Origin of the sequence: Pseudomonas sp. PA15(2017), assembly GCF_001945395.1 — a bacterium.
Classification (GTDB): Bacteria; Pseudomonadota; Gammaproteobacteria; order Pseudomonadales; family Pseudomonadaceae; genus Aquipseudomonas.
In genome coordinates, this window is record NZ_MSXV01000003.1 from 1 (window position 1) to 24,459 (window position 24,459).

Annotated in this window: 21 protein-coding genes; 2 read left to right on the top strand and 19 right to left on the bottom strand. The window is 65.5% G+C overall.

Annotation, left to right across the window (positions count from 1 at the left end; translation table 11 throughout):
• Positions 1-139: 139 nt before the first annotated feature.
• From BVH03_RS01235 to BVH03_RS01245, 3 genes are all read right to left on the bottom strand, one after another.
• Entirely contained in the window at positions 140-706 is a 567-nt protein-coding gene (locus BVH03_RS01235; protein ID WP_075959502.1) for a DUF1285 domain-containing protein, read from the bottom strand.
• Between the two features lie 13 nt (positions 707-719).
• Positions 720-1,325, bottom strand: a complete 606-nt coding sequence (locus BVH03_RS01240; RefSeq protein WP_075959503.1) for a DUF4823 domain-containing protein — start codon at positions 1,323-1,325, stop codon at positions 720-722.
• Positions 1,326-1,426: 101 nt separating this feature from the next.
• Entirely contained in the window at positions 1,427-2,065 is a 639-nt protein-coding gene (locus tag BVH03_RS01245; protein ID WP_075959504.1) for a TetR/AcrR family transcriptional regulator, read from the bottom strand.
• A gap of 73 nt (positions 2,066-2,138) precedes the next feature.
• Here BVH03_RS01245 and BVH03_RS01250 point away from each other — a divergent pair, with 73 nt between their 5' ends.
• Entirely contained in the window at positions 2,139-3,272 is a 1,134-nt protein-coding gene (locus BVH03_RS01250; RefSeq protein ID WP_075959505.1) for an aminotransferase class V-fold PLP-dependent enzyme, read from the top strand.
• Between the two features lie 890 nt (positions 3,273-4,162).
• Here BVH03_RS01250 and BVH03_RS01255 read toward each other — a convergent pair.
• The 13 genes from BVH03_RS01255 to BVH03_RS01315 form a co-directional block, all read right to left on the bottom strand.
• A complete protein-coding gene (locus tag BVH03_RS01255) occupies positions 4,163-4,954 on the bottom strand; it encodes a TatD family hydrolase (RefSeq protein ID WP_075959506.1) in 792 nt (263 codons plus the stop codon).
• A gap of 87 nt (positions 4,955-5,041) precedes the next feature.
• Positions 5,042-5,398 carry a PilZ domain-containing protein gene (locus BVH03_RS01260; RefSeq protein ID WP_013791815.1) on the bottom strand — a complete coding sequence of 119 codons (357 nt, stop codon included), beginning with the start codon at positions 5,396-5,398 and terminating at the stop codon, positions 5,042-5,044.
• A gap of 34 nt (positions 5,399-5,432) precedes the next feature.
• On the bottom strand, positions 5,433-6,419 hold the full coding sequence (locus BVH03_RS01265; protein ID WP_075959507.1) for a DNA polymerase III subunit delta': 987 nt from the start codon (positions 6,417-6,419) through the stop codon (positions 5,433-5,435).
• A complete protein-coding gene (gene tmk / locus BVH03_RS01270; protein ID WP_075959508.1) occupies positions 6,412-7,044 on the bottom strand; it encodes a dTMP kinase in 633 nt (210 codons plus the stop codon). Before tmk ends, BVH03_RS01265 begins: the two co-directional genes overlap by 8 nt.
• Positions 7,041-8,105, bottom strand: coding sequence for an endolytic transglycosylase MltG (gene mltG / locus BVH03_RS01275; RefSeq protein WP_075959509.1), 1,065 nt, complete (start codon positions 8,103-8,105; stop codon positions 7,041-7,043). Before mltG ends, tmk begins: the two co-directional genes overlap by 4 nt.
• A 3-nt stretch (positions 8,106-8,108) precedes the next feature.
• Positions 8,109-8,921 carry an aminodeoxychorismate lyase gene (gene pabC, locus BVH03_RS01280; protein ID WP_075959510.1) on the bottom strand — a complete coding sequence of 271 codons (813 nt, stop codon included), beginning with the start codon at positions 8,919-8,921 and terminating at the stop codon, positions 8,109-8,111.
• Positions 8,921-10,165 (bottom strand): beta-ketoacyl-ACP synthase II, encoded by a 1,245-nt coding sequence (gene fabF, locus BVH03_RS01285; protein WP_075959511.1) that lies wholly within the window; start codon positions 10,163-10,165, stop codon positions 8,921-8,923. The genes pabC and fabF overlap by 1 nt, the downstream gene beginning before the upstream one ends.
• 214 nt (positions 10,166-10,379) lie before the next feature.
• Positions 10,380-10,616, bottom strand: a complete 237-nt coding sequence (gene acpP, locus BVH03_RS01290) for an acyl carrier protein (protein ID WP_003245177.1) — start codon at positions 10,614-10,616, stop codon at positions 10,380-10,382.
• 192 nt (positions 10,617-10,808) lie between these two features.
• Positions 10,809-11,552 (bottom strand): 3-oxoacyl-ACP reductase FabG, encoded by a 744-nt coding sequence (fabG, locus tag BVH03_RS01295; RefSeq protein WP_042556697.1) that lies wholly within the window; start codon positions 11,550-11,552, stop codon positions 10,809-10,811.
• 15 nt (positions 11,553-11,567) lie between these two features.
• Positions 11,568-12,518, bottom strand: a complete 951-nt coding sequence (fabD, locus tag BVH03_RS01300) for an ACP S-malonyltransferase (protein ID WP_075959512.1) — start codon at positions 12,516-12,518, stop codon at positions 11,568-11,570.
• A 99-nt stretch (positions 12,519-12,617) separates the two neighbouring features.
• Positions 12,618-13,634 (bottom strand): phosphate acyltransferase PlsX, encoded by a 1,017-nt coding sequence (gene plsX, locus BVH03_RS01305; protein WP_075959513.1) that lies wholly within the window; start codon positions 13,632-13,634, stop codon positions 12,618-12,620.
• 3 nt (positions 13,635-13,637) lie between these two features.
• Positions 13,638-13,820, bottom strand: a complete 183-nt coding sequence (rpmF, locus tag BVH03_RS01310) for a 50S ribosomal protein L32 (RefSeq protein WP_025167420.1) — start codon at positions 13,818-13,820, stop codon at positions 13,638-13,640.
• Positions 13,821-13,832: 12 nt separating this feature from the next.
• Positions 13,833-14,360, bottom strand: coding sequence for a YceD family protein (locus BVH03_RS01315; RefSeq protein WP_075959514.1), 528 nt, complete (start codon positions 14,358-14,360; stop codon positions 13,833-13,835).
• A 111-nt stretch (positions 14,361-14,471) separates the two neighbouring features.
• Between BVH03_RS01315 and BVH03_RS01320 the strand changes: the two genes are divergently transcribed.
• Positions 14,472-15,050 (top strand): nucleoside triphosphate pyrophosphatase, encoded by a 579-nt coding sequence (locus BVH03_RS01320; RefSeq protein WP_075959515.1) that lies wholly within the window; start codon positions 14,472-14,474, stop codon positions 15,048-15,050.
• 115 nt (positions 15,051-15,165) lie between these two features.
• On the opposite strand, the gene recD is transcribed toward BVH03_RS01320, so the two are convergent.
• Genes recD through recC form a run of 3 tightly spaced genes read right to left on the bottom strand, consistent with a single transcriptional unit; the run spans position 15,166 to position 24,292 of the window.
• Positions 15,166-17,196, bottom strand: a complete 2,031-nt coding sequence (recD, locus tag BVH03_RS01325; protein ID WP_075959516.1) for an exodeoxyribonuclease V subunit alpha — start codon at positions 17,194-17,196, stop codon at positions 15,166-15,168.
• The gene (recB, locus tag BVH03_RS01330; protein ID WP_075959517.1) at positions 17,193-20,843 is read right to left on the bottom strand and encodes an exodeoxyribonuclease V subunit beta; all 3,651 of its coding nucleotides are present in this window, start codon (positions 20,841-20,843) and stop codon (positions 17,193-17,195) included. The genes recD and recB overlap by 4 nt, the downstream gene beginning before the upstream one ends.
• On the bottom strand, positions 20,840-24,292 hold the full coding sequence (gene recC, locus BVH03_RS01335) for an exodeoxyribonuclease V subunit gamma (protein WP_075959518.1): 3,453 nt from the start codon (positions 24,290-24,292) through the stop codon (positions 20,840-20,842). Before recC ends, recB begins: the two co-directional genes overlap by 4 nt.
• Between the last annotated feature and the right edge of the window lie 167 nt (positions 24,293-24,459).

Genomic DNA, 24,459 nt, shown 5'->3' on the forward strand with positions numbered 1-24,459 from the left:
TGCTCACCTGAAAGGTTGGTCGCGACCTTTCGAATCGTACAAAAGCAAACGCCCCGAACAATGTCGGGGCGTCTGATGGGATCACTACCTGCATCAGCGACTTTTCACACGCTCTGCTCGGGAGCCTTTTTCTTGGCCGCTACTCCAGCGGCCCGATGGGGAAGAATACCCCGCCACTCCACACGCCCAGCCAGGGTTGGCCATCGATTTCGCGAGTCTGCGCCAGCTCCACCAGCTGATAGAACACGTTGCGGTGAATCAGTGCTTCCAGGTTGGCGCGCACGTGCACGTAGGGCGAAGGCTCCTGGGTTTGCGGGTCGAGTTCTACCCGCAGCGGATGCTCGGCACCTGCTTCGACCTCGTCGCCGACGTTGGTGACGAACTTCAGCACCTGGGTTTCGCCCTGCCCGCTCGCCTGCAGCGACACCGCCACGAAGGGTGCGTCATCGACGGTGATGCCGACCTTCTCCACTGGCGTGACCAGGAAGTAATCATCGCCATCGCGGCGAATGATGGTCGAGAACAACCGCACCATCGCCGGCCGCCCGATCGGCGTGCCCATATAGAACCAGGTGCCGTCGCGGGCGATGCGCATGTCGATGTCGCCACAGAAATCAGGGTTCCACAGGTGTACCGGCGGCATGCCCTTGCTGCCCGCCGGCGGAATCTGCGCCAGCAAGTTGCCGGCCTTGTCGCCCTCGCTCATTGCCACTCCCAGGTTATCGGCTGAAACCCAGGAGTGTACGCGCATAATCCTCGAGCGGCGCCCGGATCAGGTCTTCGGGCCTGGCATCGTAAAAGGTCAGGAAGCCGCCGCGGCTGCGAATGCGCGCGGTGTCGACCAGAAAACGGGTGTTGGTTTCGATCAGCATCAGTTGCAGCACGCTGCGGTCGGTGCCCAGGCGATCGAACTCTTCCTGATTCTCCCATTCCTCCATCGTGCCGATGCGATCGTCTGCATAGGCGAAACGGGTGTAGAGCAGATAGTGGGCGCCAGCGGCACGGGCCTCACCCAGCGCTTCGTCCAGGCCGACCGGCGTGCGGGCGCGGCGAACCATGGGGAAATACTCGACGAAGCCGCGAAACGCTTCCTCGGCCACCACGTTGGGCCGCGGGTAGGCGTGCTTGCCGCTGGGGGTGAATGGGCCCTGGGCGATGTAGATGAACGAATCGGGCTGCAGGCGCCAGGAAGCCGAACGGCGGATCGTGCTGTGGTCCAGCACGCCGGCATCGCGCAGGTGGTAGGTGGCACCATCGGCCATGTCGCTGACGTTCATGCAGCCGGTCAGGCTCAGCACGAAAGCCAGGGCGAACAGGTTACGCATATGAAATCTCCCGACACCGGCGACGGAAAACCGGCGAATGACTGCCTCAAGCAGGTTTCGCGCCAGGAGACCCGCGCGACCTCGACAGGCCTCGCCACGACTCAGGCGGGAGGCGTTTCGCTGTCGCGCTTGCGCTTGTTGCCCATGCGCACGCCGATGTCCATCAGGAACTGGAAGAAGCCTTCCTGATCCTCGAGCACGTTGCTCCAGAACGGCGAGTGATAGAGCGCCACGGCGCCGTGCACCAGCGCCCAGGCTGCGCAGTAGTGGAAGTACGGCGGCACGTCCTCGAGCTTGCCTTCGGCGATGCGCCCCTTGATCAACTGGGTCAGCCGCTCGAAGTTGGAGGCGCGGATGGCATGCAATTGCTCGACCAGTTCCGGCACCTGGTTGCCCTTGACCACCTTCTCTTCCAGGCGATCGAACAGACGGTAGCGCTGCGGGTCGCGCATGCGGAACTCGAAATAGGCCCGCGACAACGCCTCCTTGTCACGGTCGATGTCGGACGAGTGCAGCAGCTCGTTCAGATCACGCTCGTAGTCGAGCATCAGGCGCAGGTAGATTTCCGCCTTCGACTTGAAGTGCTTGTAGATGGTGCCTTTGCCGATGCCCACGGCGTCGGCAATCATCTCCACCGTCACGCTGTCCTCACCCTGCTCGAGGAAGAGTTTCAGAGCGATGTCGAGGATCTCCTGCTCACGGCGGCGAAACTCACGGATCTTGCGGGGTTCTTTCTGCATAGGGAAATGACAAGGTCGGAATTCAAGTCCGCTATTATGCCCAACTAACGCCAAATTGCACGGATCACGCGACATGAATGCCATCATTGACGAGTTTCCCCAGCCGACCGATCTCTACTACCTCAATCACGCCGCCGTTGCACCCTGGCCAGCACGCAGCGCACGGGCCGTGGAGCGCTTCGCTCGGGAGAACATCGCTACCGGCGCCCGCGACTACGCGCAATGGCTGGTCATTGAACGCACCCTGCGCGAGCGCTTGGCGCGTTTGCTCAACGCCGCCTCGCGCGCCGATATCGCGCTGGTGAAGAACACCTCCGAAGCCTTGTCGTTCGTTGCCTTCGGCCTGGACTGGCGCGAAGGTGACCAGGTGATCATCAGCACCGAGGAATTCCCCTCCAACCGTATCGTCTGGGAAGCGTTGCGCCCGCGCGGCGTGAAAGTGGTGCAGGTCGACCTGCAGGGCGGCGATGCTGAAGGCGCCCTGCTCGCCGCCTGCACGCCGCGCACCCGGCTGATGGCGATCAGCGCCGTGCAATACGCCAGCGGCCTGCGCCTGGACCTCGAACGCCTGGGCGTGGGCTGCGAGCAACGCGACGTGCTGCTGTGCGTCGATGCCATCCAGCAACTGGGCGCCCTGAGCATGGACGTGCAGCGCAGCCGCTGCGCCTTCGCCATGGCCGATGGGCACAAATGGATGCTCGGCCCGGAAGGCCTGGGCGTGTTCTACTGCCGCCAGGACTTGCGGGAGCGCCTCGCCCTGCACGAATACGGCTGGCATATGCTGGAAAACGCCGGCGACTATGACCGCGATGACTGGGCCCCCGCGCGCAGCGCCCGCCGCTTCGAGTGCGGCAGCCCCAACATGCTCGGCGCCATGGCCCTGGAGGCCAGCCTGTCGCTGCTCGAGGAAGTGGGCATGCCTCAGGTCGAACGCGCATTGCACGAGCGGGTGCAATGGTTGCTCGATGGGTTGGCCGAGATGGCCGGCGTACGCCTGCTCAGTGCCCAAGAGCGCGACCGGCGCGCCGGCATCGTCACCTTCACGGCGGACGGCTGGGACAATCGCCAACTGCACGAACGTCTCAAGGCCGAGCAGATCATCTGCGCCCAGCGCGGCGGCGGCATTCGCCTGTCACCGCACTTCTACACAGAAGCGCGGGTGATCGACCACACCCTGCAACGCCTGCGGGCGATCCTCAGCGAATAGGCACTCACAGCCGGCGGGAGTATTCCAAATCCGTTTAAAGCCGCCATGGATGATGGCCGCGGATGATCGATACTCAAGCGTACCGGTGCGGCATATTCCCCCAAGTGTCGCAGCGGCCGAAGTGCCGAGGACCGCGCACTTCGTTTGACTCCTAATGGTCTTGACCCGGATTCCGTCCCGAAGCCGGGTTTTTTTATGCCTCTTTCGCATAGATTAGAAAGTTAGGGGTGCTACCGGACTGGCCATAAAGTTTCAGCTGCCGATGGCTTGGCTCTCTCCATTCGGGCTAGGCGCCCCCGCCCTGCTGCGCCGGGGTTTCCTCGCTCTATCACCACTCCAGGGGCACGCTGCGAAGGGCCATCCCTGGCCCATCGCAGCTCTCGCGACATCCATGTCGCTCAATCCCTTACATAGCGACTCCACTCGGCCTCCTGGAGGGGGCTTGGGCGTCGCTTATACGATCGCAGCTCGAGAGCAAAAGCGAAACTAGACGCCGCCGAACTTGAGTCTGCGGAAATCTTGCAAGCTCGCGCTCCGATCCCGTCAGGAAGCCGAGTGCAGGTGTTGCGTAGGGGAGCGAGCCGCATGGATGCGGCGAGAGGCTTAAAGGGCCAGGGACGGCCCTTGTAAGCCGGCCCCCGGAGCGGCGCCGGAGCGAGGGAAGTTTCGCGTAGCGAAACCTGGATGTCGGGGTGCCCTTCTTTGGCACACCTTTCTTGGGCAAGCAAGAAAGGTGTGGCGCCCGTAGGGGGCGCAACAAATAGGTTCAGTCGACGCGTTAATGGATAGTGTCAAGCTAGTAAGTGATATGCACACAAGCTTGCCAGTCTGGTGGCAAGCAGATCTTCACAGCGAAGACGACAAAACCGCTAGCGGTTTTCCTGGGCACGTCAAGCGTCAGCGGCGACTCGGGCCAGGGGGAACAACCGCCTGAAGTTGTCGCCAGTCTGCTGCGCAAAGGTTTCGTAGCTGACACCACGCAGCGTCGCCAGATACTCGGCGACATCGCGCACGTACTCCGGCAGGTTCGGCTTGCCACGGTGCGGCACGGGGGCGAGATAGGGTGAATCGGTTTCCACCAGCAGCCGGTCGGCCGGCACCTGGCGAGCGACTTCGCGCAGCGCCTCGGCATTGCGGAACGTAACGATGCCGGACAGCGAAATGTAGAAGCCGATATCCAGCGCCGCCCTGGCCATTTCCCAGTCCTCGGTGAAACAGTGCAGCACGCCACCCTGAGGCAGCGCGGCTTCGCGCAGCAACTTCAGGGTATCGGCGCGGGCTTCACGGGTATGCACGATGACCGGCTTGCCGGTAATCTGCGCGGCCTGCAGGTGCAGGCGAAATGCTTCCTGCTGCAGCTCGGCCGCTTCGGGCTCGTAGTGATAATCCAGACCGGTCTCGCCGATGGCCACCACGCCAGGATGGTCCAACTCGGCGAGCAGCCAGTCCAGCGCCGGCGCACTGCCGGGCTCGAGATCCAGCGGGTGGATGCCGACGGAGCAATCGACATCGGCATAGCGACCCGCCAACTCGCGCACCGCGGCAGCGTTGTCGGCGCTCACGCCAATGCACAGGAAATGGCGGACGCCACGGGCGCGGGCAGCGGCCAGCGCATCGTCCAGGGAACCGCCATGGGCGGCCAGGTCGAGACGGTCGAGGTGGCAGTGGGAATCGACGAGCATAAATCAGAACCTTGAGCGGCAGGCGGGATGCGGCACGTCACCTGACAGACCAAGGGGTCTGCCAGCCATGCGCATAAAGGGCCGCTGTTACATCGTATGGGTGGGACGATCGGACTTGAGGGCGCCAGCCAGGTAGGTCTCGATCTTGTTGCGAGCGGTATTGTCGCCTTCGTTGAACTGCACGCCTACGCCAGCGGCGCGGTTGCCCTGGGCGCCTTTCGGGGTGATCCACACCACTTTGCCGGCCACCGGGATCTTTTCCGGCTCGTCCATCAGGTTGAGCAGCATGAACACTTCATCACCGAGCTTGTAGCTCTTGTTGGTGGGAATGAACAGGCCGCCATTCTTGATGAAGGGCATGTAGGCGGCATACAGCACGGACTTGTCCTTGATGGTCAGGGACAGGATGCCGTTACGGGGTCCCAGATTAGGTGGCAAGTTCATGCGTGATTCCTGAAGTCATGACGTGAGCCCGATTCTAGCTCGGTCCAGGCAGGCTTGCCCACTGCACCAGCAAGGCTTCGAGAAGCAGCACACGGTTGAGGTTGGCTTTGCCCAATACTTTCTGGCGCTGCTGCAGCAACCATTCCTGGATGGCCATTACCTTGGCCTGGGACGCTTTCTGCGCCAGGTACTGGACCACCTTGGCCATGTCCGCCGGGCCAAGGCCCTGTTCGTCCTGGGTCAGCTGGTAGCGCAGGGTCAGGTGCGCCCAATCGCAGAACCAGTCGAACAACAGCGTCAGCGGCACGTCCTTCCAGCCTTCGGCCAGTTGGCTGGCAGAAGCCTGCTGCTTGTGCAGCTTCTTCACCCCGTCGACCACCAGCGCGCGCTGCTCGCGCACGCCCTGCTCCTGCAGCCTGGCAGCCGCCAGCGGCGAGCCCGCCGCCAGGTACAACAGTTCGCGGATTTCCTCCTCGTTGCAAGCAGGCAGGGTTTCGCTCAACCACTGCAGGCTCATCGCCTCGCTAGGCAGTGGGCAAGCCTGCTGCACGCAACGACTCTTGATGGTCGGCAGCAGGCGGCTCGGCTGATGGCTGATCAGCAGCAGCACGGTATCGCCCGACGGCTCCTCGAGGCTTTTCAGCAGCGCGTTGGCCGCGTTGAGGTTCATCGCTTCGGTAGGCTCGAGCAGCACCACCTTGCGCCCGCCGAGCTGCGCGGTCTGCACCACGAAATGGACCAGCGCACGTACCTGGTCGACCTTGATCGGCTTGTCGGCCTCTTCCGGCTCCAGCACGTAATTGTCCGGGTGACTACCGGCCGCCAGCAGATGGCACGACTTGCACTGCCCGCACGGCTGCAGGTCCACCGGCGACTTGCACAGCAGCAAGGCCATCAGGCGCTCGGCCAGCGCGCGCTTGCCGATACCGGCCGGGCCATGCAGCAGATAGGCATGCGCGTGCTGCGTACGCCCAGCCAGTTGCTGCCAGAGCGCGGTCTGCCAGGGGTACACGTCAGCCACGCTGCAGCTCCATCAGTTGCGGCAGTAGCGCATCCAGGTCCCGCTGCACCGCCTCGAGGGACTGCGACGCATCGAGAATCCGATAGCGCGCAGGCGCCGCCTCGGCGCGCTGCAGGTAGGTAGCACGCACCGCGTCGAAGAAGCCCCGGACTTCCTGCTCGAAGCGATCCAGGCGACCGCGCGCGGCGGCACGGGACAGACCCACTTCCACCGGCAGATCGAACACCAGGGTCAGGTCCGGGCGCAGCGAGCCCTGAACGAAGGTTTCCAGCTGAGCGATGCGCTCGACATCCAGGCCACGACCTCCGCCCTGGTAGGCATAGGTGGCATCGGTGAAGCGATCGCAAAGCACCACCGCGCCACGCTCGAGGGCTGGAACGATAACCTGGGCCAGGTGCTGGGCGCGGGCGGCGAACACCAGCAGCAGTTCGGTATCGCTGGCCATGGGCTCATCACTGGGCGCCAGCAGCAGCTCGCGCACCCGCTCGGCCAGTGGCGTGCCGCCGGGCTCGCGGGTCAGCAGCACGTCGATCCCCTGCTCGCGCAGACGCGCCGCCAGGTACTCCCGATTGGTGCTCTTGCCGGCGCCCTCGGGGCCTTCCAGGGTGATAAACAAGCCGCTCACTGGGTGTCCTTTTCGCTGGTCTGGGGAATGGGCGCCGGGCTGGAACGGTAGTCCGCGCGGCGCTTCAACTGGTACTCGCGAACCGCGCGGTTGTGCGCGTCGAGGGTTTCCGAAAACACGTGGCTGCCGTCGCCGCGGGCGACGAAATACAGGGTCTTGCCATCGACCGGATGCAAGGCCGCATGGATCGCTTCACGACCGACCAGAGCGATCGGCGTCGGCGGCATGCCGTCGATGGTGTAGGTGTTGTAAGGCGTGGGTTCGCGCAGGTGCGCACGGGTGATGCGCCCCTGGTAGCGCTCACCGAGACCGAAGATCACCGTGGGGTCGGTCTGCAGGCGCATGCCGATGGCCAGGCGGCGCACGAACACGCCGGCGATCTCGCCGCGCTCTTCGGGCACGCCGGTTTCCTTCTCGATCATCGAGGCCATGATCAGCGCCTCGTAGGCATCCTTGTAGGGCAGCGCGTCGGCGCGCTTCTCCCACTCCTCGTCGAGCACCACCTGCAGGCGCTTGTGGGCCTGCTTGAGTAGGTCCAGGTCGCTCATGCCGCGTACGTAGCGGTAGGTATCGGGGAAGAAGCGCCCTTCGGGGTTTTCGCCGGGCTGGCCGAGCTTGGCCATGATCTCGGCGTCGCTCAGATCGCTCAGGGTCAGTTCCAGCTTGTCCTGGCGCGCCAGGGAAGCGCGCACCTGGCGGAAGGTCCAGCCTTCGACCAGCGTCAGGCTGTACTGCACCACTTCACCGCGGCGCCACAGGTCGAGCATGTCGCGTACCCGCAGGTCGGGGGTCAGGCGGTACTCGCCGCTGTGCAGCGGCTGGCCCTGCAGGTTGAAGCGCCAATACAGGCGCAGCCAGAAGGCGCCGTCGATCATGCCGTCGGCCTCCAGGCGATTGAGCACGCCGCCGGGGGTGGCGCCGGCCGGCACTTCGATCAGGCGCTCCTCGCTGAGGGTCAGCGGCTGCTCGAGCGCGCGATGCTGCTGCCAGGCGACCAGGCCAAGGCTAAGGCCGGCCAGCACCACGACGATTTCGAGCATCAACAGTAATTTGCGAATCACGAATCAGCGGTCCAGTAGATGTCGGGCAAGGGTCTGCAGTTTACGGGTGAGCGGGCCCACCGGCCAGTGACGGGCCTGCAGCCGACGTACCGGCCACACGCCATACAGGCTGTTGCAGAGAAAGACTTCATCGGCGCCCAGCAGTTCGTCCAATTCGATATCGCGAACCTGGCACTCGATGCCCAGCGCCTGCGCCTGTTCGAGCAGTTCGGCGCGCATCACCCCGGCCACGCCGCAGCGCTGCAGGTCGGCCGTGACCAGCACGCCGCCGCTAACCAGAAACAGGTTGCTGAACACCCCTTCGATCACCCGCCCGGAAACATCGCGCATCAGTCCTTCGGCGTACTCGGCATCCTGCCATTCGGCGCGCGCCAACACTTGTTCGAGGCGGTTGAGGTGCTTGAGGCCGGCGAGCAGCGGCTGCTCGGCCAGGCGCGTGCTACAGGGATGCAGACAAACGCCCTGCTCGGCGTGCTGGGCGGGATACGCCGGCGTGGCGGCGGACTGCAGGATATGCCGCGGTGCGCCGGTCGACGGCGCATAGCCGCGCTGGCCATCGCCGCGGGTGACGATCAGCTTGGCAACGCCCTCACCCAGCCCGACGCAGAAGGCCGTCAACTCGCGGCGCAGCCGGTCGACATCCAGGCCGATATGCAGGCGCGCACAACCAGCCGTGACCCGCGCCAGATGCCGCTCCAGCAGCACCGGCCGGCCGCCACGCACCGCCATGGTCTCGAACAGGCCGTCACCGTAGGCCAGGCCGCGGTCAGCCAGGGGCAGCGACGCCACTGGCTGACCGTCGACCCACTGCAGCATCAGTCGGCGTACCGACGGAATACCAGCGAGCCGTTGGTGCCACCAAACCCGAAGGAGTTGGACAGCACCACGTCCATCGGCATCTTGCGCGCCTCAAAAGGCACGAAGTCGAGGTCGCAGCCTTCGTCCGGCTGATCCAGGTTGATGGTCGGCGGCGCGATCTGGTCACGCAGTGCCAGCACGCTGAAGATCGCCTCCACCGCACCAGCGGCGCCCAGCAGGTGGCCGGTCATGGACTTGGTCGAACTGACCGCCAGCTTGTGGGCGTGCTCGCCGAACACGGTCTTGATCGCCGCCACTTCCGCCTTGTCGCCGGCCGAAGTCGAGGTGCCGTGGGCGTTGATGTACTGCACCGCGGACGGCTCGATACCGGCATCACGCAGGGCGTTGGCCATGCAGCGGGCAGCACCGGCGCCATCTTCGGGTGGCGAGGTCATGTGAAAGGCGTCGCCGCTCATGCCGAAGCCGATCAGCTCGGCATAAATGGTCGCGCCGCGGGCCTTGGCATGCTCGAGCTCTTCGAGCACCAGAGCGCCGGCGCCGTCGGAGAGCACGAAGCCGTCACGGTCCTTGTCCCACGGACGGCTCGCCCTGGTCGGCTCGTCGTTGCGGGTGGACATCGCCCGCGCTGCGCCGAAGCCGCCCAGGCCCAGGCCACAGGCCGCCATCTCGGCGCCACCGGCGATCATCACGTCCGCCTCGCCATAGGCGATGTTGCGCGCAGCCATGCCGATGCAGTGAGTGCCGGTGGTGCACGCCGTGGAAATGGCGTAGTTGGGGCCCTGCAGACCCAGGTGGATCGACAGGAAACCGGAAATCATGTTGATGATCGAGCCCGGCACGAAGAACGGCGAAATGCGCCGTGGCCCCTGCTCATGCAGCGATTTGCAGTTGTTCTCGATGTTGGTCAGGCCGCCGATGCCGGAGCCCATGGCCACACCGATGCGGTCACGGTTGGCGTCCGTGACTTGCAGCCCGGAATCGCGGGCGGCCTGGAAGCAGGCGGCCAGGCCGTACTGGATGAACAGGTCGAGCTTGCGCGCCTCTTTGGGCGACAGATAGGGCTCGACATCGAAATTCTTCACCGAACCGCCGATGCGGGTCGAAAAAGCGGAAAGATCCATGTGTTCGATCAGGCCGATACCACTGCGGCCGGCCAGAATGCCCTGCCAGCTGCTCGGCACATCGTTACCCAGCGGCGACAACATGCCCATACCGGTAACCACGACGCGTCTACGCGACACAGCAATCTCCTCTTATCAGGTTTTTCGACACCGCGATGCACCTGGCAAACCGTTGCCCAGGCCGTCGATCATCCGGCGATTGGCTCAGGGTAGCGGTTACCCGAGCGGATGACGCCCAAAGGCGCTCTTGCAAACTTTTACAGCGAGCCTTCAAAGAAAAGCCGCACGCCTTTGCAGACGTGCGGCTTTTCCGATTCGGGAAGCGACGAACTGCTTACTGAGCGTGAGCAGTAACGTAGTCGATGGCTTCCTGAACAGTGGTGATCTTCTCGGCTTGTTCGTCCGGGATCTCGGTCTCGAATTCTTCCTCGAGAGCCATCACCAGCTCAACGGTGTCAAGCGAGTCGGCACCCAGGTCTTCAACGAAGGAAGCGCTGTTGGTTACTTCTTCTTCCTTCACGCCCAGTTGCTCGGCAACGATTTTCTTGACGCGTTCTTCGATGGTGCTCACGTGTTATCACTCCTATTGGACAAATCCAGCCAGCTGGTTGTGCCGGCAAGTGTATAGAAAGGGTTTTCAGCTTTTCAAGCTGAAAGCCAGCGGCGCCCACGGAAATACGCCAACGATTCGGTGCGCAAACTTACAGCTTTATCACCAAGTTTGCATCGAATCGCAGACGTTCGCCGACGGCGCCCCTCGGATTCAGCTCATGTACATCCCGCCGTTCACAGGGATAGTAGCCCCTGTGACGTAAGCTGCACCATCGGAAGCGAGGAAAGAAACCACGTTGGCGATCTCTTGCGCTTGCCCCAAACGGCCCAGCGGAATCTGTGTCAGCAGCGCTTCACGCTGCGCTTCGGGCAATTCACGGGTCATGTCGGTATCGATGAAACCCGGTGCCACGGCGTTGACCGTGATCGAGCGCGAGCCCACTTCACGGGCCAGCGCACGGCCAAAACCTTCGAGGCCGGCCTTGGCGGCTGCATAGTTCACCTGCCCGGCGTTGCCCATGGCACCCACCACCGAACCGATGTTGATGATACGCCCGAAACGGGCCTTGGTCATGCCGCGCAGCACGGCCTTCGACAGGCGATACAGGCTGTTGAGGTTGGTATCGATCACGTCGTACCACTCGTCGTCCTTCATGCGCAGCATCAGGTTGTCACGGGTGATGCCGGCGTTGTTGACCAGCACCAGTACCTGGCCAAAATCCTTCTGGATCTTCTCCAGGGTCGCCGCGACGGACTCGTCATTGCTGACGTTGAGCATCAGGCCGGTGCCTTCGATGCCGTTTTCCTTGAGGGTCGCGGCGATGCGCTCGGCACCCGCCTCGGACGTGGCGGTACCGATCACCACGGCGCCCTGACGGCCCAGTTCCAAGGCGATGGCCTGGCCAATACCACGGCTGGCACCAGTGACCAGCGCAACCTTACCTTGCAGACTCATAGCATTCTCCCTTGTTCAGGACTGTACGTCGGCCAGTGCGGCGCGCGCAGCGGCAAAGCTTTCGGGGGTGTCGAGATTGTGGGTGTTGACGCCCTTGACACAACGCTTGTTCAGGCCCGACAGCACTTTGCCCGGGCCACATTCGACCAGATCGGTAACGCCCTGCTCACCCAGGCGAACGATGGACTCGACCCAGCGCACCGGGCTGTACAGCTGAGCCAGCAGGTCGCGCTTGAGGGTATCGAGGTCCGTCACCACGGCCGCGCTGACGTTCTGTACCAGCGCAAGCTGCGGCGCCTGCCAGGCGATGGCGTTGACTGCCTCGGCAAAGCGCTCGGCAGCCGGGCGCATCAGCTCGCAGTGCGACGGCACGCTGACCGGCAGTGGCAGCGCACGCTTGGCGCCACGGGCCTTGCAAGCCTCGACGGCGCGGGCGACAGCGGCCGCGGAGCCGGCAATGACCACCTGCCCCGGCGCGTTGTAGTTCACCGCGCTGACCACATCGCCCTGGGCAGCTTCGGCGCAGGCAGCCTGCACGTCAGCATCTTCCAGGCCGATGATCGCCGCCATGCCGCCCTGCCCGGCCGGTACGGCCTGCTGCATCAGCTGGCCACGCAGCTCGACCAGCTTGACCGCTTCGGCGAAGCCGACGGCACCGGCAGCGACCAGCGCACTGTACTCACCCAGGCTGTGCCCGGCGACGAACGCCGGACGCGCACCACCTTCGGCCAGCCACAGGCGCCACAGGGCGATGGAGGCGGCGAGGATCGCGGGCTGGGTCTTGTCGGTCTGGTTGAGCTGCTCTTCCGGGCCCTGCTGGGTCAGTGCCCACAGGTCATAACCCAGGGCGCTAGAAGCTTCGCCGAAGGTATCGAGGATCAGCGCGTGCTCTGCGCCGTGTCCGGCCAACATGGCCAGCGCTTGCGAGCCCTGACCGGGAAAGACGAATGCGAGGGATGCAGACATGGAACGGTTCCCTTAGTGATCTTCTCGTCGAAAAATTTACGCCCGCCACTCGCGAGCGCTGGAAAACTGACACCTTGGATGGCTGGCCATCCCGAACGGTCACATATTACGGATCAAGTGCTCGATTCGACCACCCAGTCGCGCCGGTAAATTCTCCTGCACATCGGTCATCGCCCGGCGGATGGCGCTCTTTATACCATCCGGCCCGGCACTGCCGTGGCTCTTCACCACGATGCCCTGCAGGCCCAGAAAACTCGCACCGTTGTGACGCGCCGGCGCCAGTTCGCCACGCAAGCGGCGCAGCAGCGGCAAGGCCAGCAGACCGGTGACACGCCCCAACAGCGTGCTGCGAAACAGCGCCTCGAGCCGCGACACGATCATGGTCACCAGCCCTTCACTGGACTTGAGCAAGGCATTGCCGACGAAACCATCGCAGACCAGCACGTCAGCCTCGCCGCCATACAGGCCATCGCCTTCGACGAAGCCGATATAGTTGAGGCCATCGACGCCCTCGAGCAGCGCAGCGGCCTGTTTGACCTGCTGGTTGCCCTTGGTTTCTTCGCTGCCCACGTTCAGCAAACCGACGCGCGGCGCATTGGCGCCCTGCACTTCGGCCGCCACCGCCCCCATGATCGCGAACTGGCACAACTGTTCGGCCGTGCAATCGACGTTGGCACCCAGATCCAGCAACAGGCATACGCCCTTGCGACTGGGAATGGCGGCGATCATCGCCGGCCGATCGATACCCGGCAGGGTTTTCAGCACGTGCCGCGACAGCGCCATCAGCGCACCGGTGTTGCCCGCGCTCACGCAGGCATGGGCCCGCCCGTCGCGCACCGCCTCCAGCGCCACGCGCATGGAAGAGTCGGGTTTGCCACGCAGCGCCTGCCCGGGGCGCTCGCCCATCTCGATGCTTTGCGCCGCGTGCTCGACGCGCAGGCGCGCGCGATCCACACCGGCAATACCAGCGAGCAGTTCTTCAATCAGGGGAGCTTGGCCAACGAGGACCAGATGCAGCGAGGGGAATTCGGCCAGACAGGCGACGCTGGCTGGAACAATGCAGTGGGGACCGAAGTCCCCACCCATTGCATCAATCGCGATGATCGGAGCGGACAAGATTTACTCGTCAGCGCCCTTGTCGATCACTTTGCGACCACGATAAACGCCTTCCGGCGATACGTGGTGACGCAGGTGAACTTCACCGGTGCTCTTCTCAACGGACAGAGCGTTACCCTCGAGCGCGTCATGCGAACGACGCATGTCACGGGCGGAACGGGATTTTTTGTTCTGCTGAACAGCCATACTAGTTAACTCCTAAACGTTTGGGTCACGCTTTAACTGTGCCAATACACTGAACGGGTTGGACCGCGTCACCTCGTCCTCGCTCGGCTCGGGCTCATCGAGGCCCGCCGGCTGCTGGCAATCTTTCGGGTCATGCATCGGCACGATGGGCAAGGCGAGCAACAGCTCATCCTCGACCAAGGCCAACAGATCCAGAGGATCTTCACCCATTTCCAGTACGTCATAGCCTTGCGGCACGGACTGGGTATTCGCGCCTTCCTTCACCACAGCGTAATCACATTCGCTGCGGATCGGTAAGGTGACCTGATCCAGACACCGCTGGCAAACCATCTTGACTTCGACCTCAAGCTGGCTGTGGATAACCACAGCATGGCGCTCGTCACGCTCGAAGCTGAGCTTCGCACGCACGTTACCGCCATTATCGGCGAGAGGATCACAGAGCCTCGAAAAATCGGCTAGCGGCAATTCACCTTGAAGGGTGGCGCCGCGATCAGCGAGTTTGCGTGGATCAACGTGAGGTGGAATCGGGCCATTTGACATAGGCGCCGCATTCTATGGATGCAACCGTGCGCTGTCAAAGGAAATTCCGCCTGTCCAGGCCCTTGGCCGACGACTAGAATCGGCGCTCCGTTCCACACGAGGTCAATGCCCATGCTGCCCCTGGTTCTCGCTTCCAGTTCTCCCTATCGCCGCGAGCTGCTGAGCCGCCTGCGCCAGCCCTTCGAATGGGCCGCGCCGAGTATCGACGAGTCGCGCCAGGATGGCGAGCCGGCCGAGGACCTGGTGCGCCGCCTGGCCCAGGAAAAGGCTGCGGCATTGGCCGGGCGATTCCCCGCTCACCTGATCATCGGCTCCGACCAGGTGGCCGTGCTCGACGGCCAGGTGCTCGGCAAGTCCCACGGCTTCGAGCGCGCCCATGCCCAGCTCAGCGCCGCCAGCGGCAAGCGCGTGACCTTTCTCACCGGCCTGGCCCTGCTCGACAGCAGCAGTGGCGCCTGCCAAGTCGACTGCGTGCCTTATACCGTGCATTTTCGCACCCTGGATGCCGAACAGATCACTCGTTACCTGCAGGCCGAAGAGCCCTACGACTGCGCCGGCAGTTTCAAGGCCGAAGGCCTGGGTATCAGCCTGTTTCGCCGCACCGAAGGCAGCGACGTCAACAGCCTGATCGGCTTGCCGTTGATTCGTCTGGTGGAAATGCTCGATGAGGCGGGGGTGAAGGTGCCCTGAGCTCAGAGGTCTGGTAGATGGGTTCGCACTCCCCCTACGATCCATCTAATGTGGGAGGGCGCCATGCGCCCGATTCGCGGGCATGGCCCGCTCCCACAAAATAGGTAGGTAGCCGCTACGGCGCACTGGCAACCAACCGCTCCCACAAGCCACTGCGCCTTTCGACTCGTCGCCCAATGGCCGCTTCGAAAATACCGGCACGGCTCTCGATCAGACTGAAGCAATCCCGCGCGCGGGTGATGCCGGTGTACACCAGTTCCTTGGTCAGCACCGGGTTGAGGGTATCCGGCAGCACCAGGGCGCAATGGGCAAATTCAGAGCCCTGGGATTTGTGCACGGTCATGGCGAACACGGTTTCCACCGCACCCAGGCGGCTGGGCAGGATCGAGCGCAGCTCGCCCGAGCCATCGTTGCGTGGGAACACCACGCGCAGCGCTGAGCGCAAAGGGCCACCCGTCTCCAGCGCCGGCTCGGGCAAACGCAGGGCGATGCCGATATCGCCATTCATCAGGCCCAGGCCGTAATCGTTACGGGTGACCAGCACCGGCCGCCCTTCGTACCAGCCATGCTCCTGCTCGATCAGCCCACGCTGCAGCAGCGAATGGGCGATACGCCCGTTGAGCACCTCGACGCCCCAGGGGCCCTTGCGCACCGCACACAGCAACTGGAAGCGATCGAAGGCCGCCAGCACCGCGGCCGCCCAGCCGTTCCAGCGCTCCTCGCTGTCGATCAAGCCTGGGCGCTGCTCATGCAGCACGCTCAGGTAATCCGCGTAGCCCACTGCCCGCCCCTCAGCGCCGGGCAAGCCATCGAGCAGCAAGCGTTCGAAGGCGCGATCATGCTCGCCGGCCAGGCGCAACTGGTGCAGGTCCGCCCCGCCACCTGCCAGCACCTCACGGGCCTCAAGGGCCGCACCGCGATTCACCGCCAGGGCCAGGCGGCCGATACCCGAGCCCCCGGCAAAGCGCCGGGAATGGCGGAGCATCACGATGTGCTGCGACAGCGCCTGCTCGCCCGGCTGCAGCCCTGCCCCTTCGATACGCTCGCCGGTCTGCTGCGCCAACCAGGTACGGGTGGCCTCGCTGTAGCCGCCGGCTTCGGCATCGCGGCACAAGTCGCCGAGTACCGCACCGGCCTCCACCGACGCCAGCTGATCCTTGTCGCCGAGCAGGATCAGCCGCGCATGCATCGGCAGCGCGTCGAGCAGGTTGGCCATCATTTCCAGGTCGATCATCGAGGCTTCGTCGACCACCAGCACATCCAGCGGCAGCGGGTTGGCCGCATGGTGACGGAAATGACGGCTGTCCGGCCGGCTGCCAAGCAGGCGGTGCAGCGTGGTGACGGTATTGGGAATCTGCTCGCGCACCTGCTCGCTGACCGGCAGGGTCGCCACCTGGGCGCCGATGGATTCGGTCAGCCGCGCCGCCGCCTTGCCGGTAGGCGCGGCCAGGCTCAGGCGCAGCGGCGCGCCGCGATCCAGCGCGGCGGCCTGCAGCAGCGCCAGCAGGCGCACCACGGTCGTGGTCTTGCCGGTACCGGGGCCACCGGTGATCAGCGTGAAGCGCCCCCGCGCCGCCAGGGCGCAGGCCAGTTTCTGCCAGTCGGTGAGGCGCTGGCCATCGAGCTGCAATGGCTCGGGGAACAACACGGCCAGGCGCTGAGCGAGATCGGCCGGCGCATCGCCCGCCGCCCGCAGGCGCTCGCCGATATCCTCGGCGACGCTGCGCTCGTAATCCCAGTAGCGGCGCAGGTACAGGCAGGTGCCGCGCAGCACCAGCGGTGCGACTTCATCTTCGGCATCGCGCAACAAGGCGCTGTCGGCACAGGCTGCCAGCCAGGCGCCCGCACTCAGGCCGACCAGCACCTCGGAGGGCAGCAGGCTGACGCCCTCGGCGTCCCCCTCCGGCGGCAGCGACAACGCCGAATCCGGATCGGCCAGGGTGGTCTGCAGGTCGAGGCACACATGGCCCTGGCCCAGTTGATGGCTGGCCAGCGCCGCCGCCAGCAACAGCAACGGCGGTGCCTGGGGGTCCAGCTCGGCGAAGAAATGCGCCAGGGTTCGGTCCAGTTCGCGCAGCCAGCCGCGTTCGCTCCAGGCGGCGAGCAGCTCGAACAGCGTGTCGCGGTTTTCCAGCATCGACGTCATGCCGGCTCCTCCACCAGATCGCCGAGAAACAGCGCGTCCAGCCTTTCGATCAGCGCCCGCTGCGGGCGCGCCAGATACTGGCCCGCGCCCGGCGCACGCAGGAACAGGTACAGCGCGCCGCCCACATGAGTGTCGTAGTCATAGTCGGTCAGGCGCAGCCGCAGGTGGCGATGCAGCGCCAGCACGTAGAGCACGTACTGCAGGTCATAGCGATGGCTGGCTACGGCAGTGTTCATGGCCTCGGGGGTATAAGCCTGTTCGTCAGCGCCGAGCCAGTTGGACTTGTAGTCGACCACGTAGTAACGCCCCTCATGTTCGAACACCAGGTCGATAAAGCCTTTGAACATGCCATTGAGGGTGTCCGGGCTGAGCACGGGCCGCGCCACGGTCGGCATCTCGAAATGGCGCACCAGCGCATCCAGGCGCAGCACGTCGACCCGGCGGGCCTCGAACCAGAACTCCAACTCGGCCTGGTAGTCGCTCAACTGCGCCAGGCTCACCGTGTTTCCATTGCCCAGCGACAGGGGCTGCACCAGCAGGCTCTGCAGCCACAGCCACAGCGGCTCGATCCAGGTTTCCAGGCCGCGCCGCTGGCAACGCCGCGCCAAATGCTCACGCAGCACATCCGGCGCCGCTGCCATGGCCGCGAAGCCTTCGGCGGCGGCGATTTCCAGCAGGCCATGGAAAAAGGTGCCGGGATTGGGCCCGCGGGGAAAGCGATGCAGCCCCTGGGCCGAGACCGGAATCTGCTCCAGCGCCAGTGCCGGATCTTCGTCGTCACTGGCGATCTGCACGGCCGAACTGTCCGGCGAAACGTCGTCGTGGCGATCCACTGGGTGGCGATCCACTCCGGCAGCTTCGCCCTCCTCCATACGCAAGGCGCTGTAGGAAGCGATCCACCAGTGTTCGGCGGCGCGCCGTGCTGGCGTGCGCCAATGGGGCTCGAAAGCGTCGGCATCCTGGGCGCGATAGGCCTGGTCGCTGGCCTCGGGCGCAGGCAACGCCACGCAGCGCGGTGGATCGGCCAACGGGCTGAGCCAGTCGATCAATTGCCCGCTCTGGGCCAGGGGCTGGCCAGCGCCGAGCAGGTAACCCAGGGCGCTCTGGTGCAGGCGCGAGGTCTTGGCGGTGCCGATCTTCAGGTCGACGATACCCAGCCAGCAGGCATGCCGCGCCCGGGTCAGCGCCACGTAGAGCAGGCGCAGGTCTTCGCCGAGGCGCTCGCGCTCGGCCTTCTCCAGGCTCTCCTCATCGGGCTTGAGCAGCAGGCGGCGGCGTTCGCCGTCGTGCTCCTGCACCGGCTTCTTGTCGTCCAGCGGGCGGAACGAACAGATGAAGGGCAGGAACACCAATGGGTATTCCAGGCCCTTGGATTTGTGGATGGTCACCACGCGCACCAGGGCATCGTCGCTTTCCAGGCGCAGCACCTGCTCCTCGGCTGCCTGCCCACGCCCGGCCAGGCAGTCGCCCAGATGACGGATCAGCGCCAGCTCACCGTCCAGCTCGGCAGCGGCCAGCTGCAGCAATTCGGCCAGGTGCAGCAGATTGGTCAGCACCCGCTCGCCATCAGGGCGGCTCATCAGCCGTTGCGGCAGGCCGAAATCCTGCAGCAACTGGCGCAGCATCGGCAGCGCGCCCTGGCGCTGCCAGCGCTGGCGGTAACCACGGAACTGCATGACCCGCGCCTCCCAGAAGCGCTCGTCGAGGTTCAGTTGCTCCAGTTCGGAGAGGCTCAGGCCCAGGGTCGAGGTGGCCAGCGCGGCACGCAGGGGGCGATCCTGATCGGGCTCGGCGCAGGCACGCAGCCACAGCAGCAGATCGTGGGCCTCGACCGTGGCGTACACAGAATCCTTGTCGGACAGGTACACGCTGCGCACCCCGCGGGCCGCCAGCTCGCCGCGAATCGCCTGGGCTTCCTTGAAATCGCGCACCAGCACGGCGATATCGCTGGGGCGCAGGGGCGTCAGTTCGTCGCCCTTGAGAAAACCGGCGCGCTGCTGCTGGCCGAGCACCAGCAGGCGGACGATTTCGCTCGCCGCGCTGGCGGCCAGGGCATCCAGATAGCGCCCCTTGGCGACTGCTTCCTCGCTGGGCAGGTGCCAGAGGTTGAGCGCCGGCTGCACCTGGCCCTCCACCGTCCAGACTTCCTGGCGGCCCTGGGCACCGACCGCGATGAACGGCAGGTCGTCACGCAGCAGAAAGGCGCCCTGCCCGCCTTCACGGGTCTCGGCCCGTTCGAACAAGCCGTTGACCGCCGCGACCATGGCCTCGCTGGAGCGGAAGTTGGTGTCCAGGTTGTAGTGCCGTCCGGCCGTGGCCCGGCGAGCGCGCAAGTAGGTGTGGATGTCCGCGCCGCGGAACGAGTAGATGGCCTGCTTGGGGTCGCCGATCATGAACAGGCCGCAGTCGTCGCGATTGGCCTCGACCTGATACAGGGTATCGAAGATGCGGTATTGCAGCGGGTCGGTGTCCTGGAACTCGTCGATCAGCGCCACCGGGAACTGCTGGCGAATCACCTCGGCCAGACGCGGGCCGCTGTCGCCCTGCAGCGCATCGTCCAGGCGGGTGAGCATGTCGTCGAAGCCCATCTCGGCGCGTCGCCGTTTCTCGCGGTCGAAGTGCTGGCGAATCCACGCGGCGGCATGGCGCAGCGCGGCCTCGTCCGGTGCCGGCAAGGCGTCGAGCTCGCCCTTGAGCGTGACCATGGCCTGCAGCGCCGGGTGCGCGGGTGGCGAGCCGATCTTCCAGGCCTCGGCCAGGCCGTCCGGGGTCAGGCGGGTGAAGCCGGTGCCGATATCCAGCGCCTCGTCGTCGCCATCGGCCCAGGCGCGCAGCTTGTCGAGCCAGGGGTTGTAATAGCGCGCCTGCAGCTTACGGGCATCGACCTGTTTCTCCGCAGCGGCCTGATCGAGCAGGCCCTGCAGAGCATCGGCCCAGGCGCTCCAGGGCTCCTTGAGCGCCTGCAGTGCGCGCTGGCGGTCACGCAGGGTGCCGTCGAGCAGATCGCCCAACGCCGGGGCAGCGCCGTCGTTCTGCTCGCCCAGCAGCGGGCGGATGCGCTGGCCCAGCGCATCCGGCGCGTTCCAGGTTTCCGCTACCCAGTCCAGAGCCAGGCCCTGCAGCGGATAGCAATGCTGACGCCAATAGTCGCGCACCACTTCGGCGAGCAGCTCGCTGTGGTCGGTTTCCAGGGTTTGACTGAACAGGCTGCCACTGTCGAAAGCGTGCTCACGCAGCATGCGCTGGCACCAGCCATGGATGGTCGACACCGCCGCCTCGTCCATCCACTGCGCCGCCAGCTCGAGGCGCCGTGCGCATTCGGGCCATTCGGCCGAAGCGAAGTCGGCCTTGAGGGTGGCCAGCAGCGCGTCGCCTTCGCCATCACCGCGAAACACCGTGGCCGCTTCCACCAGACGCGCGCGGATGCGGTCGCGCAGCTCACGGGTGGCGGCATCGGTAAACGTCACCACGAGGATCTGCGGCGGCAGCAGCGGCTCGCGAAAGGCCGCGTCGCCGCCGTGACGCAGGATCAGACGCAGGTACAGCGCCGAGATGGTGTAGGTCTTGCCGGTGCCGGCGCTGGCCTCGATCAGGCGGCTGCCGTGCAGCGGAAAACTGAGCGCCAAGGGGCGTGCTGGCTGGCTCATGGCTGGTCATCCTGAAGTTCGCTGATCGCCGCCTCGAACAGCGACTGGTAGAGCACGGCGCCCCAGTGGGCGAACTGGCCATTGCCCAGCAATGCGTCGAAATCCGGGTACTGGCGGGCCAGGCTGGCGCTCTGCTGCACTTCACCGGTGGTGGTGTGGCCGTCGCCTTCGTAGACCTTGCGGGCCGCCTCCGTGACCTTGTCTTCATCCTCGCGCTTGGCGAGCAGGGCGAACCAGGCCGCGACCGTTCCGATCGCCACCGGTAGTGGCGCCTGCATGCCAGCGGCGTAGGCGTCCAGCCACTGGCGCAGCAGGTGGTCCGCATCGGCCTGGCTCAGCGGCTCGATGGCCAGACGCACGTCTTCGGCGACCAGCAGCGTGGTCAGCGGATGGCCACAGGCAGCGGCCGCCACATGACTGACCCAGGGCCGCAGCAGGCGATGCCACTTGTAGGAACGGTCCTTGCGCTTCAGCCCGCCAGGCTGCAGTTCAAGGCGTGCCAGGGCGTCGCCGGCCGCGTGCAGATCGCCGAGCCAGTCCTCCAGCGCCAGGCCGGCATGGGCGAAGCTCAGGCGCAGCGGCGATGGCAGGCGCTCAGGCCACCGCGCCAGCATCGCGGCGTAGCCTTGCAGCTGCGCTGGCAACGGTTCGAGCAATTGCGCGCGCAGGCGCTCACCGAAACCGGCCACCGGTAACCGGCCACTGCGCTGAATGCGCCGCGCGGCCCGCTCGAGTGCCGCATCGACAGGCTGGTTTTCCTGCAGGGCCAGCGCGGCAGCCTGCAGCAACGCCTGCTGGATTTGGTGGCGCTGCAAGCCATCGAGAGCAAAGGGCTCGGCATCCAGCTCGGCCTGTTCGGCTTCGTCCAGGTGCACCTTGAGGCGCGCGGTGAAGAACTGCTTCACCGGGTCACGCAGGAAGCGTTGCAGGGTTTCCAGATTGAGCGCGTCGTCCACGACGAATGCGCCCAGCGGCTGCTCGCCGGGCTGCGCCAGCGGCGCGCGGTGGGAGGCAGCCCATTCGTGCACATAACTGAACAGCGGCCCATCGCCGGAGAAGTAACGGCGGCTGAAGGGCTGCAGCGGGTGCTCGGTGGTCAGGGCATGCAGTAGATCGCTGCCGTCCGCCAGGCGCCAGGCGCTGGCCAGGTGATCACGCAGTTGTCCGATCAGCACTGAAGGCGGTCGCTCGGTATTGTCGCGGATGCTGCGCCCGACCCAGCTGATATAAAGGCGCTCGCGCACCGCCAGCAGCGCTTCGAGCAGCAGGTAGCGGTCGTCCTCGCGGCGCGAGCGGTCGCCAGGGCGGTAGTCGCCGCCCATCAGGTCGAAGTCCAACGGCGCCTGGCTGCGCGGGTAATCGCCATCGTTCATGCCCAGCAGGCACAGGTGACGGAACGGGATGGCGCGCATCGGCATCAACGTGCAGATGTTCACCGCCCCGGCCAGAAAACGCTGGCTGAGGCCGCCCTGATCCAGCCCACCGAGCCAGGCTTCACGGACCACGGTCAGCGGCAAGGCTTCTTCCAGGCTGGCCGCCTCGCACAGTTCCAGCCAGCCCTCCAGGGCATCCTGGGCCTGGTTGCGCAGCACTTCGTCGCGTTCGTCCTGGGGCAGGAAGAAGTCGTCCAGCAGCGCCCGCAGGCGCTCGCCCCAATTCACCGGCAGCAGGGTTTCAGCGAGGCTGTCGCCGTGCAGCTCCAGCGCATCCAGCAGCCGGGTCAGCGGGCCTATCAGCGCAGCATCCAGGCCACCGATCTCGTCGAAGGGTTCGATGCCCGCCCGTGCGCCGGCGCCACCCACGGCGTAGCCGAGCAGCATGCGGCGCAGGCCGAAGCGCCAGCTGTTCTGCTCCAGCCCGGCGCCCAGGCCGAGGCCTTCGCGCTGCTCGGCATCCAGCCCCCAGCGCACCCCGGCGCCTTCCAGCCAGAGGCGCAGCAGCGGCAGTTGGTTATCGGCGATGGCGAAGCGTGCGCGCACCGCAGCCACATCGAGCAGGTCGAGAATCTCGCTGACGCTGAAGCGGCTGTCCGGCAGGCGCAGCAGGTGCTCCAGGGCGATCACCAGCGGCTCTTTACCGCGCAGCCCCTGGTCCGCCAGGGTGAAGGGAATGAAGCGCGGGTCGTCGCTGGCGAATTGGCCGAACACCGCGCGGATATGCGCGGCGTAGGTGTTGACGTCCGGCACCATGACGATGATGTCGCGCGGGCGCAGCGTCGGGTCCGCGCTGAATGCGGCGAGCAAGTGATCGTGCAGCACCTCGACTTCGCGCTGGGCACTGTGGGCGACATGGAAACGCAGCGAATGATCCCTGGCCGGGTCGACTGCCGGCCAATGGGTGCGGCTTTCTTCGACCGGGCGCAGGTCGAGAATGTCGTTGTGCAGTTGGCCCAGCAGCTTGTCTTCGCTCATCGCGCTGAACAGGTCGATGCGCTCGAACTGCTCGCGGTAGCGCTGCGGTTCGTCGTACTGGTCGAGCAGGTTGATGTAGTCGCGGCCCTGCTTGCCCCAGGAAGCCAGCAGCGGCTGGCCATGCTGGTGCAGCGCCTCGACGTCGAACAGGCCAAGCTGACCGACCTGCCCCGCCTGGCCGTCGGCCTTGCGCTTGTGCCGGCGGTACTCGTGGCGCAGCAGGTCCTTGTCTTCGACGATATCGCCCCAGTGGTGCTGTGACGGGTTGTGCACGTAGAGCATCACCTGGCTGAAGCGCGCCATGGCCGCCAGCGCCTCGAGCATCTGTGCCGGCAATGAAGAAATGCCGAACACCGTGACCCGCCGCGGCAGGCCGCGGGGTGGCGCATCCAGCTCGGCCAGCCTGGCGACGAAGCGCGGATGCACGCCGGCGCGGCTTTGCGACAGATGCTCCTCACCGACATCGGCCAGCAGCGTGCGCCACAGCAGCGGCTGCCACAGCGCGGTGTCATCGAGCGGTTTCACGCCGCCACGGGCGTTGCGCAGTTGATCGTGCCCTGCGGCCCAGTCCGCCAGCCAGTCGGCACGGTACATCTGGTACTGGTCGAACAGGTCGGCCAGGCGCTCGGCCAGTTGGTGACGCTTGCGCAGGTCGGCGTCGTCGGCCAGGAAACGGCGCAGCGGCGCGAAACAGGGTTCGTCGAGCAGGCTCGGCAACAGGCGCATCAGCCGCCAGGTCAGCGGCGCCTTGTCCAGCGGCGACTGCGGGGGAATCGCCTCGCTGCCCAGCACCGTGCGGTAGGCCTGCCAGAGAAAGCGCGCCGGCAGGCTCACATCGGTGGCCGCTGCGATGCCGCAGCCGTCCTGCTCGGCCAGCGCCAGCTTGAGCCACTGGGCGATGCCGTTGCTCTGCACCAGCAGCACCTCGTTCTCCAGCGGGCGCAGCGGGTACCGACGCATCCACTCCACCGCCAGGGCGCGCAGCTCCTCGAGGCGGTTGCCATGGATGACGATCAGACCGGGGTTAAGCGCCGACATGCAGAATTCCTGAGAGCAGAATCAGACGGCGAATGATGACAGAGCATGGCGCCGGAGTGTGATGCAAGACGGCAATTGATTGGCGACCCCAGGCGCTGGGCCGCCGGGCATCGGATTTCCTGAACACCGGCACATGCCGGTACTCATTTGTATGACCACGCCGTGGC

Bases quoted from the DNA above. Each gene is read 5' to 3' on its own strand.
- BVH03_RS01250 (WP_075959505.1), top strand. From the start codon at position 2,139: ATGAATGCCATCATTGACGAGTTTCCCCAGCCGACCGATCTCTACTAC.
- BVH03_RS01255 (WP_075959506.1), bottom strand. From the start codon at position 4,954: ATGCTCGTCGATTCCCACTGCCACCTCGACCGTCTCGACCTGGCCGCC.
- recB (WP_075959517.1), bottom strand. From the start codon at position 20,843: ATGAGCCAGCCAGCACGCCCCTTGGCGCTCAGTTTTCCGCTGCACGGC.
- recC (WP_075959518.1), bottom strand. From the start codon at position 24,292: ATGTCGGCGCTTAACCCCGGTCTGATCGTCATCCATGGCAACCGCCTC.
- fabD (WP_075959512.1), bottom strand. From the start codon at position 12,518: ATGTCTGCATCCCTCGCATTCGTCTTTCCCGGTCAGGGCTCGCAAGCG.
- BVH03_RS01235 (WP_075959502.1), bottom strand. From the start codon at position 706: ATGAGCGAGGGCGACAAGGCCGGCAACTTGCTGGCGCAGATTCCGCCG.
- BVH03_RS01320 (WP_075959515.1), top strand. From the start codon at position 14,472: ATGCTGCCCCTGGTTCTCGCTTCCAGTTCTCCCTATCGCCGCGAGCTG.
- BVH03_RS01260 (WP_013791815.1), bottom strand. From the start codon at position 5,398: ATGAACTTGCCACCTAATCTGGGACCCCGTAACGGCATCCTGTCCCTG.
- recD (WP_075959516.1), bottom strand. From the start codon at position 17,196: ATGACGTCGATGCTGGAAAACCGCGACACGCTGTTCGAGCTGCTCGCC.
- rpmF (WP_025167420.1), bottom strand. From the start codon at position 13,820: ATGGCTGTTCAGCAGAACAAAAAATCCCGTTCCGCCCGTGACATGCGT.
- BVH03_RS01240 (WP_075959503.1), bottom strand. From the start codon at position 1,325: ATGCGTAACCTGTTCGCCCTGGCTTTCGTGCTGAGCCTGACCGGCTGC.
- BVH03_RS01315 (WP_075959514.1), bottom strand. From the start codon at position 14,360: ATGTCAAATGGCCCGATTCCACCTCACGTTGATCCACGCAAACTCGCT.
- fabG (WP_042556697.1), bottom strand. From the start codon at position 11,552: ATGAGTCTGCAAGGTAAGGTTGCGCTGGTCACTGGTGCCAGCCGTGGT.
- BVH03_RS01245 (WP_075959504.1), bottom strand. From the start codon at position 2,065: ATGCAGAAAGAACCCCGCAAGATCCGTGAGTTTCGCCGCCGTGAGCAG.
- pabC (WP_075959510.1), bottom strand. From the start codon at position 8,921: ATGCTGCAGTGGGTCGACGGTCAGCCAGTGGCGTCGCTGCCCCTGGCT.